Annotated in this window: 19 protein-coding genes; 18 read left to right on the top strand and 1 reads right to left on the bottom strand. The window is 40.8% G+C overall.

From position 1 onward, the window contains the following. Window positions 1–84: 84 nt before the first annotated feature. A complete protein-coding gene (locus H8744_RS14280; RefSeq protein WP_262435473.1) occupies window positions 85–432 on the top strand; it encodes a winged helix-turn-helix transcriptional regulator in 348 nt (115 codons plus the stop codon). Here H8744_RS14280 and H8744_RS14285 read toward each other — a convergent pair. Beyond that, entirely contained in the window at window positions 409–4,857 is a 4,449-nt protein-coding gene (locus H8744_RS14285) for a translocation/assembly module TamB domain-containing protein (RefSeq protein WP_305067506.1), read from the bottom strand. The genes H8744_RS14280 and H8744_RS14285 overlap by 24 nt on opposite strands. A 235-nt stretch (window positions 4,858–5,092) precedes the next feature. Between H8744_RS14285 and tsaD the strand changes: the two genes are divergently transcribed. The 17 genes from tsaD to H8744_RS14370 all read left to right on the top strand — a co-directional run bounded on the left by tsaD (window position 5,093) and on the right by H8744_RS14370 (window position 21,289). Further along, a complete protein-coding gene (gene tsaD, locus H8744_RS14290) occupies window positions 5,093–6,112 on the top strand; it encodes a tRNA (adenosine(37)-N6)-threonylcarbamoyltransferase complex transferase subunit TsaD (protein WP_262435475.1) in 1,020 nt (339 codons plus the stop codon). A gap of 16 nt (window positions 6,113–6,128) precedes the next feature. Then, entirely contained in the window at window positions 6,129–7,361 is a 1,233-nt protein-coding gene (locus H8744_RS14295; RefSeq protein WP_262435476.1) for a CinA family nicotinamide mononucleotide deamidase-related protein, read from the top strand. Between the two features lie 120 nt (window positions 7,362–7,481). Then, a complete protein-coding gene (gene rpmB / locus H8744_RS14300; protein WP_262435477.1) occupies window positions 7,482–7,742 on the top strand; it encodes a 50S ribosomal protein L28 in 261 nt (86 codons plus the stop codon). Between the two features lie 21 nt (window positions 7,743–7,763). After that, window positions 7,764–7,952, top strand: coding sequence for a 50S ribosomal protein L33 (rpmG, locus tag H8744_RS14305; protein ID WP_002560155.1), 189 nt, complete (start codon window positions 7,764–7,766; stop codon window positions 7,950–7,952). Window positions 7,953–7,972: 20 nt separating this feature from the next. Then, complete coding sequence (locus H8744_RS14310) at window positions 7,973–8,131, top strand: DUF4295 domain-containing protein (protein ID WP_002560156.1); 159 nt, start codon at window positions 7,973–7,975, stop codon at window positions 8,129–8,131. A 432-nt stretch (window positions 8,132–8,563) separates the two neighbouring features. Further along, window positions 8,564–9,523: a signal recognition particle-docking protein FtsY gene (gene ftsY, locus H8744_RS14315; protein ID WP_262435478.1), complete on the top strand. Its 960-nt coding sequence runs from the start codon at window positions 8,564–8,566 to the stop codon at window positions 9,521–9,523. Next, entirely contained in the window at window positions 9,520–10,818 is a 1,299-nt protein-coding gene (rimO, locus tag H8744_RS14320; protein WP_262435479.1) for a 30S ribosomal protein S12 methylthiotransferase RimO, read from the top strand. Before ftsY ends, rimO begins: the two co-directional genes overlap by 4 nt. 74 nt (window positions 10,819–10,892) lie before the next feature. Next, window positions 10,893–11,165, top strand: a complete 273-nt coding sequence (locus tag H8744_RS14325; RefSeq protein WP_262435480.1) for an HU family DNA-binding protein — start codon at window positions 10,893–10,895, stop codon at window positions 11,163–11,165. 13 nt (window positions 11,166–11,178) lie between these two features. Continuing rightward, window positions 11,179–12,405: an HU family DNA-binding protein gene (locus H8744_RS14330; protein WP_262435481.1), complete on the top strand. Its 1,227-nt coding sequence runs from the start codon at window positions 11,179–11,181 to the stop codon at window positions 12,403–12,405. A gap of 237 nt (window positions 12,406–12,642) precedes the next feature. Then, window positions 12,643–13,638, top strand: coding sequence for an AAA family ATPase (locus tag H8744_RS14335; RefSeq protein WP_262435482.1), 996 nt, complete (start codon window positions 12,643–12,645; stop codon window positions 13,636–13,638). Between the two features lie 56 nt (window positions 13,639–13,694). Further along, window positions 13,695–14,564 carry a DUF58 domain-containing protein gene (locus H8744_RS14340; protein WP_262435483.1) on the top strand — a complete coding sequence of 290 codons (870 nt, stop codon included), beginning with the start codon at window positions 13,695–13,697 and terminating at the stop codon, window positions 14,562–14,564. A 9-nt stretch (window positions 14,565–14,573) separates the two neighbouring features. Further along, on the top strand, window positions 14,574–15,647 hold the full coding sequence (locus tag H8744_RS14345; RefSeq protein ID WP_262435484.1) for a hypothetical protein: 1,074 nt from the start codon (window positions 14,574–14,576) through the stop codon (window positions 15,645–15,647). A 95-nt stretch (window positions 15,648–15,742) separates the two neighbouring features. Then, on the top strand, window positions 15,743–16,726 hold the full coding sequence (locus H8744_RS14350) for a vWA domain-containing protein (protein ID WP_262435485.1): 984 nt from the start codon (window positions 15,743–15,745) through the stop codon (window positions 16,724–16,726). An 88-nt stretch (window positions 16,727–16,814) separates the two neighbouring features. Next, a complete protein-coding gene (locus H8744_RS14355; protein WP_262435486.1) occupies window positions 16,815–17,843 on the top strand; it encodes a VWA domain-containing protein in 1,029 nt (342 codons plus the stop codon). Between the two features lie 2 nt (window positions 17,844–17,845). Next, window positions 17,846–18,565, top strand: a complete 720-nt coding sequence (locus H8744_RS14360; RefSeq protein ID WP_305067384.1) for a tetratricopeptide repeat protein — start codon at window positions 17,846–17,848, stop codon at window positions 18,563–18,565. A 34-nt stretch (window positions 18,566–18,599) separates the two neighbouring features. Then, window positions 18,600–20,438 carry a BatD family protein gene (locus H8744_RS14365; RefSeq protein WP_262435488.1) on the top strand — a complete coding sequence of 613 codons (1,839 nt, stop codon included), beginning with the start codon at window positions 18,600–18,602 and terminating at the stop codon, window positions 20,436–20,438. Window positions 20,439–20,452: 14 nt separating this feature from the next. Further along, entirely contained in the window at window positions 20,453–21,289 is an 837-nt protein-coding gene (locus H8744_RS14370) for a tetratricopeptide repeat protein (protein ID WP_262435489.1), read from the top strand. Window positions 21,290–21,501 lie beyond the last annotated feature (212 nt).

Genomic DNA, 21,501 nt, shown 5'->3' on the forward strand with positions numbered 1-21,501 from the left:
TATAAACAAGAACGTACCTCGGAATAAGGAACTTACGTGGAAGTAACCATTGCTGAGAGTCAACAGAATAGTAAAGCTTAAAAAATGAAAAATTTTCATCCTACAGGAAATTGTCCCGTCAGGGATGTGTTGAGCAGGCTTGGTGATAAGTGGTCAATGCTTGTACTCATTACGTTGAATGCAAATGGAACCATGCGTTTTAGTGATATACATAAATGCATTGAAGATATATCACAGCGCATGTTGGCCGTTACTCTGCGTATACTTGAAACAGACGGCTTAGTGGAAAGAAAGGCTTATGCGGAAGTTCCTCCGCGCGTGGAATATCATCTGACAGAGATAGGGCAGAGCCTCATACCGCATATTGAAGCGCTTGTCGGATGGGCTTTGGAGAATATGCAGGTTATTTTAAAGAATAGAGATGCGAGTTGACATGTGTTTGGTGTCGGGCGAACGTTGCCTTTTAGCTTTTGACTGTGCGCTGTTGGTTCCGATGGAATCGCGTTTTTGGACTTCTTGTTGCTTTTCTTGTTCTTTTTCCAATTTCCTTTTCAAGTTTTTAAGTTTCCATTTATTCCAGAAAAGTAAGTCGTTCCATTTGTTGAAATCTTTTTTGAAGAGGATACCGATGCCTTGGGTCGTTAGGTTCGTCTTTGTGTAATACCGGTCGTTGGTTTCGTTATAAGCCTTAAGACGTACGTCCCCTGAACGTGTCAGTAACCATTCTGCTTCGAAATCTCCTACAAAGTTGGTATTTGCCATCGGGTTGTCCCTATATCCGAAATTACCATTGATCAAAAGTCGGTTATTGAGCAACTGACCGGATAGTATGCCTTCTACTTCCATATCAGTCCAACCTTTTTCACCCGTACTGAGATTGGTACCGATATTCCAGTTATTGTTGTCGATGATTTGTGATAACATATTGTTCAGTTGTCCGGAGAGGGTAGATGACAATACGGAAGACATCATATCGGAGCTTTGACGTTCTCCGGTATTGTTTTCCATATAAAACTTTCCGATACCCAACAAATAAAGTATCTGCATGTTCATCTGCTCGTCCGTGCTGATATAATTTCGTACCAATGCCTGGACTTCGTCCCGTTCGTTAGGCAGTTCAATGCCTAGTTTTATGGTTGGACGGAGCAGGATACCGGAAAGGTTCATCATACAGTTTACCCGTACATTAGGTTGTTGGACAATCGTCGAAGCATCGGGAATCAAATCGTTCAATGAAGCTGAAGGCACTGTATAAGAAGCTTGTATGTCCAAGGTAGCATCTAGCGGAGGCCCGTTGAAAGTGATGGTACTTCCGTCTTTGATGATAAAATCCTTACGGATCACTTCCTGCAAGCTGAATTTATAGATACCTTGTTGGATTCGGTAATTTCCGAACATCTTGACATCTCCTTTGTTATAGAATTCCGTACGGATGTTTCCCGACCCGCGCCCGCTGATATAATCACCAGCTATGGGATCCATGATGATCTTCATCGTTGCATCCGGGGTTGCATCTACCAGTAGATTTAGGCGGATGTCTGTTTTCGATTCTTTTTCTTCTTCTTTTTGCCGGGCTTGCTCATAATAGGATAATATTTGTACCGAGTCTTGTATGATACGCCGGGGAGTTTTATCGACAAACCTGATAAACTGATTGTTGGTTGCTTGAGCTACCGCACCGATACTATATGTAAAACTCGTATTGCGGTTGGTCGTCAGTGCAACGTTTGCATCCAATCCATCCTGTGCATTACCGGACAACGATGCATTTCCCGTAGCGTATACCGTACCATAAAAAGGGAAATCGGGAGACTCTTGGGTGTTCATCACCAACATATTGTTGACCTGTATGTCGAATTGGTATTTTATGTTCTTAAAATGTTCATAGTGCAAGTAGCCGTTCATCCGTCCTTGATGTCCTTCCAGATCAGCTATGCGTATGTGATCGAACGTGATGCCCTCCGGTGCCAGCCGTATGGTATCTTTGATGGCGAACGAAGTATTAAGAATGTCGAATTTCATGGAAGCATCGGTCATTACAGCACCATCCAGTGTAAGTCCTTTGAATTTGCCATAAAAGTGTACTTTGCCTGTGGCACGTCCGTTGACATCTTGTACGATAGAGCGCATGTAATGTTCCAGAAACTGAATGTTAAGATTCTCCGCATTGATATTCAGATCGAGTCCGCTGGTTGGCTTTATGGGATAAATGATACCTTCGACATGAGTTTTGGCGAAGTCTTTTTCATGTATATGTGCGTCGAGGTAGATGCCTTTTTTATCATTATCCCATGCTCCATAAACGTTCAGATCACCCAACAAGGCATTGTTCAACTTGAAATTACGGATGAAAAGGCGTGCGTCCAGTCCTGGTTTCTTTAGTATGCCGCTGGCATAGGCCATGCCTGTGGCGTCACCTTCAAAGTTTACATCATCGGAAATGCGTGCGATATCGAAGACATACCCGATATTAATATCTTTCAGGTTTACTTTTACGGTGTCTGCAGGATTGTCCGATATGCGTCCGTTGATGCGGATATAACGGTCACGATGGCTAAAATAGAAGTCATTAACATCGATTTTTCCCGAATCCACTACAACTTGTGAAGGATGGATCTGCCAAAGCGTGTCATTCAGTATGACATCTGTCGGTTTGACGTCCACGATAGCTTTAAGAAGTGGCTTTTCTCCTTCTGTGCGCAGGAATTGTGCTACAGCAGCTAATTGACCGCTATAGGTAATGGCCGAATTATTACCCCAGTTTATTCTTGTATTCAGCTGATCGTCCTTTGCTTGCACATCCAGGGAGATATTGACAGCCCCGTTCTTTTTCAAGTTAGTGAACCGGATTTTAGCTTTAAGCTGATCGGTTACATTCTCGCAGAGCAATAAGCCGGATTCGATATAGTTCTGCTTGTATTGTAAGCGTGGAAAATATCCCTCAGCTTGAACACGTTGCATACGGTCATTGACGTAGCCTTTGACGGTGGAATGGGTATAAACCGTTAAAGGTATATTAAAGATAGTAGATAAAAAGTCAGTATTATATATATGTATGTCGAAACTAAAGTTATTGTCTGTTTCGATTGTTTTCTTGCCCGGTAAGATGAGTGATGGAACATATCTTCGCATTATATTCAGCATGCTGACGGGTAATGTGTGATACAGGAATCGTCCTTCTATATTGGCTGTCAGGAACTCCGAAGTTAATGAAAGGCGGTTGGTTCCGTCTTGTCGTGTGGCAGTCACATGCAGGTTATCCATAAAGTATTTCTTCTCCGGGGCAGTGAATAATAGGCTGTCCACATTGATCTCGCCTATCATCTGGTCGATGGAGCCGCCTTTAAAGTCTGCTTTCAGTTTTACGGAAATTTCCGTGTCTTCATATTTAGGTGTAAGATTCAAATCGTGAGGGCGGAATTTATCGACCGAAGCGGTAAAGTTAAAGGTCGGAACCTTCTCCGCCATGTTTATAATACCGTTTATTGCGACCGAACCGTTCGGGTCATTCAAAGCGGCCTTTCCGTTGAATCCACCGTTTTTGTATTCTCCGTCAAGGGTAATGTTCTCATATTTATAATTACTGAATTCGATGGCTGCTACCAGCCCTTTCAGTAGGATGGTAGGGGGACGCTTTTCGTAATGGTCGCCTTTGACATCGAGATTGAATGTGATCTCTCCTAACTTCTCATTTCCCAGCAATTCGCCAAGTTCGAATTCTTTAGTCTTCACTGCTCCCGAATAGGCGAACAAACCTTTTATTTTGTCGGAGCTTAGTTTCAAGTCCGTTTTTACGGAACCGAGGTTGGTACGGAACTGGCCATAAGTGACCAGATCTGTAAAGTAACCGGATACTTCTCCGTGGAAAGATATATCTCCCAATCGTTCGAGAACAGGAGGTACGCCATTGTAGTTTTTGCTCAGATTGCGCACTAAGAATCCAATGCCTCGGGTGTTGGCTGATAATTTGGATAGTTTACCGAAAACGAAGGCATCTCTTGGATTTGACAAGTCCTGTAGTGAAACATCACCTTGCAATTGAAACTGTTCTCCAGCGTTTATTGCCAGTTTAGAGCAGTTTAATTGATTGATGGTACCGCTTACGTCTACATCCACTTCTATTTTCTCCTTAAAATTGGATAGAGCCGGTACAAACGGAGAAATATCCTTCAAAGTAATATAGGATGGAAGTGTACGGAAGGAAAAACGAACCTTCTGTGCAAAGTCATTAAAGGCATTCAAGCTGTCGTAATCCATGCGTATGGTATCCATTTTGAATGAAGTGCCGGGAAGCTCGATAGCAAAATTTTCTATTGCCATTGCCTTTTCGTTAGCTAATAGTTTAAGACTTAGCTTCTTAAGCTCGAATCCGGATTGCTCATCCACACTCAAACGTTTGATCGAGGCATTCACCGAGTCGTTTTGTAACGCTTTCAGTGATATGTTGGCAATAATATTCTGCAAACGGACATGTTTAGCATTAAATTTGCCGGGAGTTTCTTCTTCGGAGAGTACATCATAAGCTAATTTCCCACGACGGATTAACACTGAGTTAATGCGCAAGTCCAGATTCTTCTTTTTCTTCAAACTGTCTTTGGATGCAAATGCATCGAGTACGAATTTGAAGTTTGGCGGTGAATCCGGTGTTTTTTTATTCAGATTGATGTTGAATCCGAATAGCTGCACGCTACTTATAGTGATTTTACCTTTAAAAAGAGGAAGTATTTCGAATTTTGCAGAAAGCCGGGTGACTTTCAGCATCTCTTTTCCCGATCGGTCATCCAGTAGAACGTCGTCGATGATGATTCGATTCAGAAGCCCCATATCTATACGTCCGATGGTCAGTTCGGTACCCATAACCTGAGAAAGCTCTCGGGCTACGAACGTAGCAAATTTCTGTTGAACAAATGGTATGTTCAACAAAACTATGACCCCGATATATACTCCCAGTACGATACCGAGTATCCAACGTACAGTCTTTTTCAGCGTTCTGATAGGCGGTTACTTTAATTTAGCCAACAAAAATATAAAATATTACGTTACGAATCTTACTTTTATCATTACTTTTGCACCGTTTAAACATCAAAAACTTATGAGTACAATAATATTAGGAATCGAATCCTCTTGTGATGATACGTCGGCAGCCGTTATCAAGGATGGTTATTTGCTGTCGAATGTGGTATCCAGTCAGGCTGTGCATGAGGCATATGGGGGGGTAGTTCCCGAACTAGCTTCGCGCGCGCATCAGCAGAACATCGTGCCGGTGGTTCATGAAGCATTGAAACGTGCCGGAGTGACGAAAGAAGAACTGAGTGCAGTGGCTTTTACTCGTGGTCCGGGGCTGATGGGTTCGTTACTTGTTGGTGTTTCGTTTGCTAAAGGTTTTGCACGTTCTCTTAATATTCCGATGATTGATGTTAATCATCTGACAGGTCATGTCTTAGCCCATTTTATTAAAGCGGAAGGTGAAGAGAATGTACAGCCGGAATTTCCCTTCCTTTGCTTGCTCGTATCGGGTGGAAATTCTCAGATCGTTTTGGTGAAAGCATACAATGATATGGAAATTCTGGGACAGACAATCGATGATGCTGCCGGAGAAGCGATTGATAAATGTTCCAAGGTCATGGGGCTTGGTTATCCCGGTGGTCCGATTATCGATAAACTGGCTCGTCAGGGGAATCCGAAAGCCTATACTTTTAGCAAACCGCATATTCCGGGATTGGATTATAGTTTCAGCGGGCTGAAGACTTCCTTCCTTTATTCCTTGCGTGACTGGTTGAAGGATGATCCTGATTTCATCGAAAATCATAAAGTTGATCTGGCCGCTTCACTGGAAGCAACGGTGGTAGATATCCTGATGGATAAGCTTCGCAAAGCTGCCAAACAATATAAAATCAATCAAGTAGCGGTGGCAGGAGGCGTATCGGCCAATAACGGCTTGAGGAATGCCTTCCGGGAACATGCCGAAAAGTACGGTTGGAAAATATTCATACCTAAATTCAGCTATACGACTGATAATGCTGCAATGATTGCCATAACAGGCTATTTCAAATATTTGGATAAGGATTTCTGCTCGATAGACCTTCCGGCATATTCACGCGTGACCTTATAATATTAGAGAACTATCTATGTTTGCAGAGATTATTACTATCGGTGACGAATTACTGATAGGGCAGGTGACTGATACAAATTCCGCTTGGATGGGGCGCGAGTTGAATAAAATAGGTATTGAGGTGCATCGAGTCGTTTCGGTCCGTGACCGTGCTGACGAAATAACGGAAGCTGTGGACGATGCGATGAATAGGGCTAATATCGTGCTTGTCACTGGTGGATTGGGCCCTACCAAAGACGATATAACCAAACAGACTCTATGTGCCTATTTTGGTACGGAGTTGGTTTTCAGCGAAGAGGTTTTTGAAAATGTTAAGCGCGTTTTGGCAGGAAAGATTCCTATGAATGCGCTGAATAAAAGCCAAGCTATGGTTCCAAAGGATTGCTTGGTTATAAATAATCGGGTAGGAAGTGCTTCCGTCAGTTGGTTCGAAAGAGACGGTAAGGTATTGGTTTCCATGCCCGGTGTGCCCCAGGAGATGACAACCGTGATGACTGAAGAAGTTCTTCCTCGTTTACGTGAGAAGTTTGATACGGATGTGATTATGCATAAGACTTTTACAGTGAAGAATTATCCCGAATCCGTGCTTGCCGAAAAGCTTGAATCGTGGGAAGTTGCTCTGCCCGAATGCATAAAACTGGCCTACCTGCCGAAATTGGGTATTATCCGGTTGCGTCTGACGGGCAGGGGAAGAGATGGGTTGTCTGTAAAGCTGGCTTTGGAAAAAGAGAGTCGTAAACTGGAAGAAATATTAGGAGATGATATCTTTGACGAAGAGGATACCCCGCTTGAAATACTTGTTGGAAATCTTCTAAAAAAGAAGAATTTGACCGTATCCACCGCGGAAAGCTGTACGGGAGGAAGCATTGCCGCCCGACTGACTTCTGTTCCCGGAAGTTCGGAATATTTTAAAGGTGGAATCGTGGCTTATTCGAATGAAGTGAAGGAAGAACTATTGCATGTTTCGTCCGTTACCCTTCAGGAACGCGGTGCTGTGAGCGAAGAAACTGTCATAGAAATGGTAAAGGGAGCGATGGATACGTTGAAAACGAATTGTGCAGTTGCAACTTCGGGCATTGCCGGTCCCGGAGGTGGTACAAAAGAAAAACCGGTAGGTACCGTTTGGATTGCTGCTGCCTATAAAAAAGAAATTATTACTTTGAAACAGGAAACGAATCGCGGAAGGGAGATGAATGTTGAAAGAGCAGGAAATAATGCCCTGCTATTGCTTTTGGAACTGCTGAAATAATGAAAAAACGTAGTGAAACAACGAATTATTTTAAGAATTACTTGTTTTTTATCTATAAATGTGCTTACTTTGCGCTCTGTTTGAAATAAGTATAGATAAAAACTATAAAATAAGATAGAAATGTCGAAGATTTGTCAAATTACCGGAAAGAAGGCCATGATTGGCAACAATGTTTCACACTCAAAAAGAAGAACTAAAAGAACTTTTGATGTGAACTTGTTTAGAAAGAAATTCTACTATGTAGAACAGGATTGTTGGATCAGCCTTAGCATTTGCGCTAATGGTCTGCGTGTCATCAACAAGAAGGGACTGGACGCTGCGCTGAACGAAGCGGTGGCTAAAGGTTATTGTGATTGGAAAAGCATTAAAGTAATCGGCTAAACGTAGAGGAGAAACTGAACAATGGCAAAGAAAGCAAAAGGTAACAGAGTACAGGTGATTCTGGAATGCACAGAACACAAGGATAGCGGTATGCCGGGAACATCTCGTTATATCACAACGAAAAACAGAAAAAATACTACCGAAAGACTTGAGTTGAAGAAATACAACCCGATTCTGAAAAGAGTAACAGTTCACAAAGAAATTAAGTAATAAAAGATAGAGTATAACCCATGGCAAAGAAGACAGTAGCAAGTTTGCACGAAGGATCTAAAGAAGGTCGTTCTTATACTAAGGTTATCAAAATGGTTAAGTCTCCGAAAACCGGTGCTTACATTTTTGATGAACAGATGGTTCCTAACGAGAAAGTACAAGACTTTTTCAAGAAATAATAGATTGCAGTTTTACTGTAATAAAAAATCCTCTTGTTGGTTGACAATAAGAGGATTTTTTATTGCCTCTTTTTTACCGAAAAGCGGGCAAAATAACAGTGAAAAACTTGAACGGTACTTTGAACGCTCCCTGCCTCTGCAATAACATGTATATCAGAAGGTAGGGAGGAAACTGAAAAAAGAGTTTGAACGGTAGTTTGAACCAATAAAATATATATTAAAATAAAGATAAGTGCATTTTTGATGATCAGGATGAATAATCCTCGGAGGAAAAGCAAGTATCTCAGGAGGATAATTGGTTTTCCCCGGAGTCAAAATAAACGCTTGTTTATCTCATGGACATAATTTTTCATTTTCTTTGCTTCACTTTTTAGTTTTTCATTACTTTATTATATCTTTGTAGCATAATGTATTATACAAATAGCAAGTATCATGGGATTTTTTAGTTTTTTCTCAAAAGAAAAGAAGGAAACTTTAGATAAAGGATTATCTAAAACCAAAGAAAGTGTGTTCAGCAAGATAGCCCGTGCAGTAGCAGGGAAGTCGAAAGTGGACGACGAAGTTCTGGATAATCTGGAAGAAGTGCTTATTACTTCGGATGTCGGTGTAGAGACTACATTGAACATTATCAAACGAATTGAAAAGCGTGCTGCCAATGATAAGTATGTTAATACTCAAGAACTTAATACTATCCTCCGGGATGAGATAGCTGCTTTGCTGACGGAGAATAACTCGGAAGATGTTGCCGATTTTGATGTCCCTGTGGACAAGAAGCCATATGTCATCATGGTGGTAGGTGTCAATGGGGTAGGAAAGACCACCACTATCGGTAAGTTGGCTTATCAGTTTAAAAAGGCGGGAAAATCTGTATATCTGGGTGCCGCTGATACTTTCCGTGCGGCTGCCGTCGAACAGTTGGTGATCTGGGGTGATAGAGTCGGGGTTCCTGTTATTAAACAGCAGATGGGTTCTGATCCGGCTTCGGTGGCATATGATACATTAAGTTCTGCTGTTACCAATAATGCCGATGTGGTTATCATCGACACAGCCGGTCGTCTGCACAATAAGGTCGGACTGATGAACGAGTTGACTAAAATAAAAAACGTGATGAAGAAAGTCGTGCCGGATGCACCGAATGAAGTACTTTTGGTACTCGATGGATCTACCGGGCAGAATGCATTCGAACAGGCTAAACAGTTCACATTGGCTACCGAAGTGACTGCAATGGCCATCACGAAATTGGACGGTACGGCAAAAGGAGGGGTGGTGATCGGTATCTCGGATCAATTTAAAATCCCTGTGAAGTACATCGGATTGGGGGAAGGCATGGAAGACCTTCAGGTGTTCCGTAAGAAAGAATTTGTTGATTCCCTGTTTGGAGAAAATTCATGAAAAGAAAAACAATAGATATCATTACCTTAGGGTGTTCTAAAAATTTGGTAGATTCGGAGCAACTGATGCGTCAGTTGGAAGAGGCGGGATACGATGTAACTCACGATGCGGAGAAGCCGAAGGGTGAAATAGCCGTGATCAACACGTGCGGTTTTATTGGCGATGCAAAGGAGGAGTCTATTAATATGATCCTAGAGTTTGCCCAGGAAAAGGAAGAGGGAAACCTTGAAAAACTCTTTGTAATGGGTTGCCTGTCCGAACGTTATCTGAAAGAACTTGCCATTGAGATTCCTCAAGTAGATAAATTTTATGGGAAATTTAATTGGAAAGAGTTGTTGGAAGATTTAGGAAAAGCGTATCACGATGAATTGCATATAGAACGAACTCTAACTACTCCGCAGCATTATGCTTATCTGAAAATATCGGAGGGGTGCGATCGTAAATGTTCTTATTGCGCCATTCCCATCATAACGGGACGGCATGTGTCTCGTCCGATGGAAGAAATTTTGGATGAAGTGAAGTATCTGGTTGCAAAAGGCGTAAAAGAGTTTCAGGTGATTGCTCAGGAGTTAACCTATTATGGGGTAGACCTTTATAAGAAGCAGATGTTACCTGAATTGATCGAGCGTATTTCTAATATTCCGGGCGTGGAATGGATTCGTTTGCATTATGCCTATCCGGCGCATTTCCCGACAGATCTTTTCCGTGTGATGCGCGAACGTGATAACGTTTGCAAGTATATGGATATCGCTTTGCAGCACATCAGTGACCATATGTTGGAGCGCATGCGCAGGCATGTGTCGAAAGAGGATACCTACCGGCTGATCGAACAATTTCGGAAAGAAGTTCCGGGCATACATTTGCGTACTACTTTAATGGTAGGGCATCCGGGAGAAACAGACTCCGATTTTGAAGAGTTGAAGGAGTTTGTACGCACAGCGCGTTTCGACAGAATGGGTGCTTTTGCATACTCGGAAGAGGAAGGAACCTACGCTGCCGAACATTATGAGGACTCTATCCCTCAAGAGGTGAAGCAAGCAAGGCTCGATGAGCTGATGGATATCCAACAGGGTATCTCCGCAGAATTGAGCGCAGCGAAAGTAGGGATGCAAATGAAAGTGATCATCGATCGTATAGAAGGTGATTATTACGTAGGGCGTACTGAATTCGATTCACCGGAGGTTGATCCCGAAGTGCTGATAAATCGCGCGGGGAATAGGTTGCTTATTGGTAACTTTTACCAGATAAAAGTAGTTAATTCCGATGATTTCGACCTTTTTGGCGAAGTTATTTAAATATTTTTCCCGATGAATTTGTTTATATGCTTTAAATTGGCTAATATAGCGTCGAACTTTTAAAATTTTGGGATTTGAATAATAAAGAATTTACTTCAGAACTGTCGCATAGGCTGGGGTATACCATTAAAGATACTTCCGAATTGATGTCTTCTTTGCTGTCGGGGATGACCCAACAGTTGGAGGAGGGCAATATCGTTACGATACAAGGTTTTGGAACTTTTGAAGTGAAAAAGAAAGCGGAACGCATTACGGTCAATCCTACGACTAAACTCCGGATGCTCGTGCCACCTAAATTGGTTTTGGGGTACAGGCCCGGTGCGCAGCTAAAAGAAAAGTTTAAGTAAAAAACTCTTTGTTATGAATGAGAGATTATATCAGCAGGATTTTATTGACTTATTGGCCAATAAGCATGGCATGAATAAGAAGGATGCCGATAAGTTTGTCAGAGAGTTTTTTCTCCTAATAGAAGAAGCCTTAGAGAAAGATAAATATGTGAAAATTAAAGGTCTGGGCACTTTTAAACTTGTTGATGTGGAAAGTCGTGAAAGTGTGAATGTCAATACGGGTGAACGTTTCCAGATACCAGGTTATACGAAGGTTTCTTTTACACCGGACAATTCATTACGTGACATTATCAACAAGCCTTTTGCTCATTTTGAGACAGTTGTACTGAATGAAAGCACTGTTTTGGAAGATACTCCTGTAAGTAGTGAATTTGATGATGAAAATGAGGAAACAGTAGAGGAAGAGATTACGGCTCAAGATGTGCAGGAATCCATACAGGAAGAAACCAATAATGAAGCTACTGTACCGGATCAGGAAGTACCAATCGAAACAGCTATCCTCCCTACCGAGCAGGCAGTTTTGAATGAACCGGTAGAAATGTCGGTTTCACCACAGCGCGAATCAGTGGAGCCACAGGCGTCGGCCGAAGACATAATTGCCAAAGAGCTTTCTGAGTCTCCGGTAAAGGCAGTTCCGGAAGTGGTAGCTGATGAAAAACTGCCGGAGCAAGCTATCCCGGAGAAAGTTGATCGTTCGGAAAAATCCCCTATACCTTATTTAATTACAATTATAATCGTTGTATTGCTGCTTTGTGGCGGTGCGCTGCTTTATATTTACTACCCGGATTTGTTTGAATCGGGAAATCAGCCGGAACAAGTGGAGCATAAAGTTGATCAGCCTGAATCGGTTGTACCGGTTATTCCCCGGGATACGGTCGTTCAAGAAGATACGATTGCGGAAGTTGTTCCTTCTGTGAAACAACAGACTCCTATAGCTCCCGTAAAGAAAGAGCCGGATATGGTAAAGAAGAACGATAAACCACAGGTATCGAATAAGGAAGGTAAGAATGTATCTAAACCAGCTCCTTTTAAACCGGATTCTGTAGGGTATATCATTACGGGAACTAAAACCACGTATACTATAAAAGAGGGAGAAACATTGACTAAAGTTGCATTACGCTTTTATGGAACAAAGGCTTTATGGCCTTATATCGTGAAACATAATCCGGACATAATAAAAAATCCCGATAATGTGCCATATGGTACGACTATAAAAATACCGGAATTAGTGAAGAAATAACTTACTTTTATTCCACACCCGGATGCGCATGATAGCCCATTCGGGTGTAGTTGTGTTATTAAATTATTAACCGTATAAAAGTACCTTAATCTAAAGACTTCACATCGTTTTTTAATAAAAATTAGTTGCAATGGTTAATAATATAGCGTACTTTTGGAATCGAATTAAAAGCCCTACATGCGTAGTTGCAGGCTTGTCTTTTTAAATGATAATTAAACAATATAATATTAAGTATTTATGGCTGAATCAATTGACATCCGCGAGCTGAATGAGCGGATTGAAAGACAAAGTGCTTTCGTTACCAATCTTACAACAGGCATGGATCAGATCATTGTTGGTCAGAAACATCTTGTAGAGTCATTACTTATCGGACTTCTTTCTGATGGACATGTATTGCTGGAAGGTGTTCCGGGTTTGGCAAAGACATTAGCAATCAAAACGTTGGCTTCGCTGATTGATGCGAAATACAGTCGCGTACAGTTTACACCGGACTTATTACCCGCTGACGTTATCGGTACAATGGTTTACAGCCAGAAGGATGAGTCCTTCCAAGTGAAAAAGGGACCTATCTTCGCCAATTTTATACTAGCTGATGAAATTAACCGCGCTCCTGCCAAAGTACAGAGTGCTTTGCTTGAAGCCATGCAGGAACGACAGGTTACTATTGGTACGGAAACTTTTGCTTTGCCAGAACCTTTCCTCGTACTGGCAACACAGAATCCGATTGAGCAGGAAGGTACTTATCCGCTTCCGGAGGCGCAGGTCGACCGTTTCATGCTGAAAGTTGTCATTGACTATCCGAAACAGGAAGAAGAGAAACTGATTATTCGTCAAAACATCAATGGCGAGAAATTCAGTGTGAAGCCTATCTTAAAGGCAGATGAGATTTTAGAGGCTCGCAAGGTGGTTCGCCAGGTATACTTGGATGAAAAGATTGAGCGTTACATTGTTGATATCGTATTTGCTACCCGTTTCCCGGAAAAATATGATTTGAAGGAATTGAAAGATATGATCGGTTTTGGAGGTTCGCCCCGTGCATCTATCAATCTTGCTTTGGCTGCTCGTACATATGCATTCATCAAACGTCGCGGGTATGTGATTCCGGAAGATGTGCGTGCCGTTGCACATGATGTTCTCCGTCATCGTATCGGACTGACTTATGAAGCAGAAGCTAGCAATATGACTTCAGACGAAATTATCAGTAAGATACTGAACAAGGTTGAAGTACCCTGATGATAATTGGAAATGAATAATTTTCAATTATTAATCTTCAATTCTCAATTAGATAAATGGAAACAAGTGAAATACTAAAGAAGGTTCGCCAGATTGAAATTAAGACACGCGGATTGTCCAATAATATTTTTGCAGGCCAATATCACTCGGCCTTCAAAGGTAGGGGAATGGCTTTCTCGGAAGTCCGTGAATATCAGTTCGGCGATGATATTCGCGACATTGACTGGAATGTGACTGCGCGTTTCAATAAACCTTATGTGAAGGTTTATGAGGAAGAGCGCGAGTTGACGGTCATGTTGATGGTGGATGTTTCCGGCAGTTTGGAGTTTGGTACGGTTAAACAGATGAAAAAGGATATGGTGACCGAGATCGCAGCAACGCTTGCTTTCTCGGCCATTCAAAACAACGATAAAATCGGAGTCATCTTTTTTTCGGATCGGATAGAGAAGTTTATTCCTCCCAAGAAAGGACGTAAGCATATTCTTTATATCATCCGCGAATTGATTGATTTTAAACCAGAAAGCCGTCGCACTAATATTCGTCTTGCATTGGAATATCTGACGAATGTGATGAAAAGACGTTGTACGGCTTTCATTTTATCGGATTTTATTGATCAGGAAAGCTTTAAAAACGCATTGACAATAGCTAACCGGAAACATGATGTCGTAGCTGTTCAGGTATATGACAGGCGTGTGGCCGAACTTCCTCCGATAGGACTGATGAAAATAAAAGATGCTGAAACCGGACATGAGCAATGGATTGATTCTTCATCCAAAGCAGTTCGGCGGGCACATCACGATTGGTGGATAAACAAGCAGGCCGAACTGAATGATACTTTTACTAAAAGCAATGTTGATTCTGTATCTGTGCGTACGGATCAGGATTATGTGAAAGCATTGATGAATTTGTTTGCCAAACGAAATTAACGGAAAGAGATGAAAAGAAATAGTTTTCTTATATTATTGTTGTTCTTATTATCGGGCAAAGTTGCTGCACAGTCTGTCACGGTAGAAGCGCAGATTGATTCTTTGCAGATTCTTATTGGTGAACAAGCAAAGATTCAGTTGCAGGTAGCTATGGACGCGAAACAACGTGCGGTATTTCCTGTATATACCGATACATTGGTGCGTGGAGTTGAAATAATAGATATAGCCAAACCGGATACGCAATACCTGAATGACAATAAACGAATGCTGATCAAACAGGAATATACGGTTACTTCATTCGACTCTGCCCTTTATTATTTGCCTCCGATGGTTGTATCGGTAGATAATAAGGAATATAAATCGCGGGCATTGGCTCTGAAAGTTTATTCGATGCCTGTGGATACATTGCATCCTGATCAGTTCTTTGGTCAAAAAACTGTGATGAAAGCTCCTTTTGTCTGGGAAGACTGGTATGGTTTGCTAGGGTGTTCTTTTTTGGCACTGCCTTTGTTGGCTTTGCTTATTTATTTTATCATACGTATTCGTGATAACAAACCTATTATACGTAAGGTGAAGGTCGAACCGAAGTTACCGCCTCACCAAGCAGCAATGCTAGAAATCGAACGTATCAAAGGAGAGAAAATTTGGCAGAAAGGACGCTCGAAGGAATATTACACAGAATTGACAGATGCCATTCGTACGTATATTAAAGATCGTTTTGGTTTTAATGCTTTAGAGATGACTTCCTCGGAAATTATCGATAAACTGTTGGAAATGAATGATAAAGAGGCTATTTCTGATTTAAAGGAACTATTTCAAACAGCTGATTTGGTTAAATTCGCAAAACATGACCCTCAAATGAATGAGAATGATGCGAATTTGATTAATGCCATTGATTTCATTAATGAAACGAAGCAGCCGGATGAGGAGAATTTGAAACCGCAACCAACAGAAATTACTATTATAGAGAAACGTTCGCTGCGGACTAAAGTCTTGTTGATTTGTGGTATAACTTTACTGTCAGCGGCACTTGTTGCAACCTTTATTTATATCGGTATGCAACTCTATAATCTTTTTGCATAAAAGAGTAGCTTTGATCGTAAATAGAAAATAGTAAACGTACCTTAGTGTTCAAGCCGTAAATGGTCGCGACCGATAGGGAATAAATCATAAAAAGAATGGTTTTTGCCAATATTGAATATTTATTTTTGCTGCTATTGCTCATACCGTATATTGTATGGTATGTCCTCAAGTGGAAGAAGAGTCAGGCAACACTCCAGATATCGGATGCAAGGGTGTATGCTCATACTCCGAAAAGTTATAAGAACTATCTGCTTCACGTGCCTTTTGGATTGAGAATTATCGCCTTGGTGCTGATTATATTAGTACTCGCACGACCTCAAACAACGGATAGCTGGCAAAATAGCGAAATAGAGGGTATCGATATAATGCTTGCAATCGACGTCTCAACCAGTATGCTGGCGGAAGATTTGAAGCCTAATCGTCTGGAGGCTGCCAAAGAGGTAGCTGCGGAGTTCATAAATGGACGGCCGAATGATAATATCGGTCTGACATTATTTGCTGCTGAAAGTTTTACTCAATGTCCTTTGACAGTCGACCATGCTGTGCTATTGAATCTTTTTCAGGGAATCAAGTGCGGACTTATTACTGACGGTACTGCAATAGGTATGGGAATTGCTAATGCTGTGACTCGTTTGAAAGATAGCAAAGCCAAGTCTAAAGTTATTATTTTGCTTACCGATGGTACTAATAATACGGGAGATATTTCTCCATTGACGGCTGCTGAAATAGCAAAGAGCTTCGGTATTCGTGTTTATACCATTGGTGTGGGCACGAATGGTATGGCACCATATCCTTATCCTGTTGGTAACACGGTACAATATGTCAATGTACCTGTGGAGATTGATGAAAAGACTTTGACTGAGATCGCTGGAACTACAGATGGTAACTATTTTCGTGCAACGAGTAACTCTAAACTGAAAGAGGTTTATGAGGAAATCGATAAACTTGAAAAGACGAAACTCAATGTGAAGGAGTTTAGCAAACGCCAAGAAGAATATCGTTGGTTTGCTTTGGCTGCTTTCTTGTGCGTTCTGCTTGAAGTTTTGTTGCGCAACTCGATTCTGAAAAAGATTCCGTAGCCTGAATAATGATTTTGGTCATAAGTGATGCTTCGCTAATCTTTTAAATATTAAGAACATTGTAATTTGATAAATATTAGATAAAAAGATGTTTCGATTTGAAGAACCTGCATATTTGTATCTGCTACTGCTATTGCCGTTGCTGGCTGCTTTCTACCTATATTCGAATTATAGGAAACGTAAAGCAATCCGTCGCTTTGGCGATCCGGTATTGATGGCTCAATTGATGCCGGATGTCTCAAAATACCGTCCGGATGTGAAATTTTGGTTGGTCTTTGCCGCTATAGGGCTGTTTGCCGTATTATTGGCTCGTCCTCAGTTTGGCTCAAAGCTTGAAACAGTGAAGCGCAAAGGAGTAGAAGTGATAATTGCGCTCGACATATCAAACTCCATGTTGGCGCAGGATGTTCAACCGAGTCGTTTGGAAAAAGCTAAACGGTTGATATCTAAGCTTGTTGATGGTATGGAGAATGATAAAGTAGGTATGATTGTTTTTGCTGGAGATGCATTTACGCAGCTTCCGATAACGAGTGATTATATTTCTGCTAAAATGTTTTTGGAGTCTATCAATCCTTCTTTGATATCTAAACAGGGAACAGCTATTGGGGCTGCTATCAATTTGGCGGCACGTAGTTTCACTCCACAAGAAGGTGTAGGACGAGCTATTATTGTGATTACGGATGGTGAAAATAATGAAGGAGGTGCTGTAGAAGCAGCTAAAGCAGCTGCCGAGAAAGGCATTCAAGTGAGCGTATTGGGCGTAGGGCTTCCTGACGGTGCGCCAATACCCGTTGCAGGTACCAACGATTTTCGACGTGACCGGGATGGGAATGTGGTCGTAACCAGGCTCAATGAAGCAATGTGCCAGGAAATAGCTAAAGATGGAAAAGGTATCTATGTCCGCGTAGATAATTCTAATTCAGCACAGAAAGCTATTAACCAGGAAATCAACAAAATGGCGAAAACGGATGTTGAGTCGAAAGTGTATACTGAATTTAACGAGCAGTTTCAGGCAGTGGCGTGGATCATCTTCCTTTTACTGCTAGCTGAAATGTTGATATTGGAACGTAAGAATCAGTTGTTTAAGAACATTCACTTGTTCTCTAATAAAAAGTAATTATGAGTATGTCAAGAAGTAATAAATATATTCTGTTTGCTTTGTTTGTATTATTAGCTGCCGGAGCATCTGCTCAGAAAGCTGAGAGAGACTATATACGGAAAGGAAATCGATTCTTTAAAGACAGTGTGTTTGTTGATGCGGAGGTAAATTATCGTAAGGCATTGGAAGCAAATCCTAAATCAACGGTTTCTATGTATAATTTAGGGAATACACTTTCTCAGGAGCAGAAATTCAAGGATGCGATGGAACAGTATTCTGCTGCTAGTAAAATAGAAAAAGATAAAATGAAACTGGCGCATATCTATCATAATATGGGTGTACTTTTTCAAGCCGGTAAAGACTATGGGCAGGCAGTTGAAGCCTATAAAATGTCTTTACGGAATAATCCGAAAGATGATCAGACACGTTATAATTTGGCACTTGCACAGAAGTTACTGAAAGATCAGCAGCAGAATCAACAAAATCAGGATCAAAATCAAGATCAGGATAAGGAAAATCAAGACAAGCAAGATCAGAAGCAGAATCAGGATAAACAAGATCAGAACAAAGATGATCAACAACAGCAACCTCCTAAACCGGAGAAAAAAGACAATGAAATGTCGAAAGAAAACGCGGAGCAATTGCTGAATTCTGTAATGCAGGATGAAAAAGAGACCCAGGATAAAGTTAAGAAACAACAGCAAGTTATCCAAGGAGGGCGTTTGGAGAAAGATTGGTAAATAAAAAAATAAGATAATAAAAACTTCAAGAGAAATGAGAAAACTGATTTTCTTATTGATAGCTTTGATTACGGCAGCAACCAGCATATTTGCTGACAATAAAGTGTCGTTTACTGCATCTGCACCGGACGTGGTGGTGGTAGGTGATCAGTTCAGGTTATCCTATACTGTGACAACACAGAAAGTGAGGGATTTTCGTGTACCTTCCATCAAAGGATTCGATGTATTGATGGGGCCTACACGAAGTACTTTTAGTAATACGCAAATAGTCAATGGTGCTGTGTCTTCAGAAAAAGGCGTAACTTTTACTTATATTTTGATGGCTACAGCAGAGGGTGAATTTTCTATTCCGGGTGCTACCATTACAGCAGATGGTGATCAAATGGTATCCAATTCTGTGAAGATAAAAGTACTTCCCCAAGATAAGAATACAGGCTCTGCAGGGGGAAATCAGGGAGGAGGAAATGCATCTTCAAACTCTTCTTCAGCTGCGAGTGTCTCCAATCAGGATTTATTTGTAACTGCAACGGCAAGCAAAACAACCGTTTACGAGCAGGAAGCTTTTCTGTTAACATACAAAATATACACCCGTGAATCCCAATTGGCTTTTGATAATGTAAAATTGCCTGATTTTAAAGGCTTTCATTCACAGGAGATTGAGCGGCCAAGTAATGCACGCTGGTCTCAGGAGAATTACAAAGGAAGAAATTATCATACTACAGTTTATAGGCAATTTGTGCTGTTCCCGCAGCAAGCTGGAAAGTTGACAATCGAACCCGCACGTTTTGATGCTTCTGTTGCAAAGGCGATACGGAGTGCAGACCCTTTTGATGCTTTCTTTAATGGTGGATCTAATATGGTCGAAGTGAAGAAAGTGCTTACTACGCCTGTAATCACAATCAATGTCAATCCGCTTCCGGCAGGGAAGCCTGCTGATTTCTCTGGTGGAGTGGGAGAGTTCAGTATAACTTCTTCTATCAATAGTAAAGAAGTGAAAACAAATGACGCAGTTACCATAAAGCTTGTAATATCGGGTACAGGTAATTTGAAGCTTTTGTCTAATCCTGAGATTGAATTCCCGGAAGATTTTGAAGTGTATGATCCGAAAGTAGATAGTAAAGTTCGTTTGACTTCTGAAGGATTATCAGGTACCCGGGTTATCGAATATTTAGCTATTCCACGTCATGCTGGTAATTATAAGATTCCGGCCGTGACATTCTCCTATTTTGATATTAAGTCCAAAACTTATAAAACATTGAAGACTGAGGATTATGAAATCAATGTCGAGAAGGGGGCAGGTAATGCAGATCAGGTTATTGCAAACTTTACGAACAAAGAAGACTTGAAAGTTTTAGGAGAAGATATCCGTTATATCAAGTTGAAAGATGTTACGTTGCATCCTAAAGGAAGCTTTTTCTATAATACTTTGACTTATTGGTTATTATATTTGATTCCGGCAATAGCTTTCATTATTTTCTTTATTATTTACCGGAAACAGGCTGCAGAAAATGCGAATGTGGCTAAAATGCGAACTAAGAAGGCTAATAAAGTAGCTACGAAGCGGATGAAGCAGGCTGGTATGTTGCTTGCGGAAAACAAGAAAGATGCTTTCTATGACGAAGTCTTAAAAGCATTGTGGGGATATATAAGCGATAAATTGAATATTCCCGTTTCTCGACTGTCGAAAGATAATGTTGAAGAGAAGTTGAGAAATTATGGAGTAAGTGATGACTTGATTGAAGAATTCCTTAAAGCATTAAATGAATGTGAATTTGCACGTTTTGCACCAGGGGATGAAAATCAAGCTATGGATAAAGTTTATTCTTCTTCGTTGGCGGTGATGAGTAAAATGGAAAATTCAATAAAACACTAAAAAAGAAGTCGGTCATGAAAAAAATATTGTTTTTTGCATTCAGTTTATTATTGTATGTAACTTCTTTTGGACAGGGACAGGAGGTGTCTGAAGATTCTATTCAAATCAATGAAGTTGATTCATTGGATGTAGGAACGCACCAAATATCTTCAGGACTTGAAAATGTGACGAAAGCAGAAGGAGATAGTGCATACATGAAGAATGATTTTGCTTCTGCAATACAGGTATACGAAGCTCTATTGACAAAAGGAGAAGCAGCAGACTTGTATTATAATCTTGGAAATAGTTATTATAAGTCTGGTGATATAGCAAAAGCCATACTAAATTACGAGCGTGCTTTGTTGTTGCAGCCTGGAAATGGTGATATTCGTGCAAATTTGGAAGTTGCACGGGCTAAAACTGTTGATAAAGTGGAGCCGATACCTGAAATATTTTTTGTTTCTTGGACGAAGTCGCTGATAAACAGTATGAGCGTAGATGCTTGGGCTGTGTGTGGTGTAGTATGCTTTATTTTATTGATAGCATCATTGTATTTCTTTATTTTCTCTAAACAAGTCGTTTTGAAGAAAGCCAGTTTTATCTGTGGCATTGTCTTTTTAATTGCTGTTATTTTGGCAAATGTATTTGCAAGCGAACAAAAGGACAGTTTACAGAACCGTGATAGCGCTATAGTTATGAGTCCTAGTGTAACGGTTCGCAGTACTCCAAGTGAAAGTGGAACAAGTCTTTTCATACTTCATGAAGGGCATAAGGTAACCATTAAAGATGCTTCTATGAAAGGCTGGAAGGAGATTCGTATAGAGGATGGAAAGGTGGGATGGGTACCTTCATCATCAATAGAAATTATTTGAAATAAGATTTATAATATATAGATGAAATCCTCACACGGAAGTTTCCGTATGAGGATTTTTTCATTCGTTTTATACTTTCTATTCAACTACCGGTTTAAATAAATGATTGATTATCTGGTTGATATTTCGAGCATTCATTTTCACTTATTTCATCTCTTCTTTTGATAGAAATGTATTTTACCTAAATTAGTAAAAAAAACAGGTAAATAATT

This window comes from Jilunia laotingensis (assembly GCF_014385165.1).
Taxonomy (GTDB): domain Bacteria; phylum Bacteroidota; class Bacteroidia; order Bacteroidales; family Bacteroidaceae; genus Bacteroides; species Bacteroides laotingensis.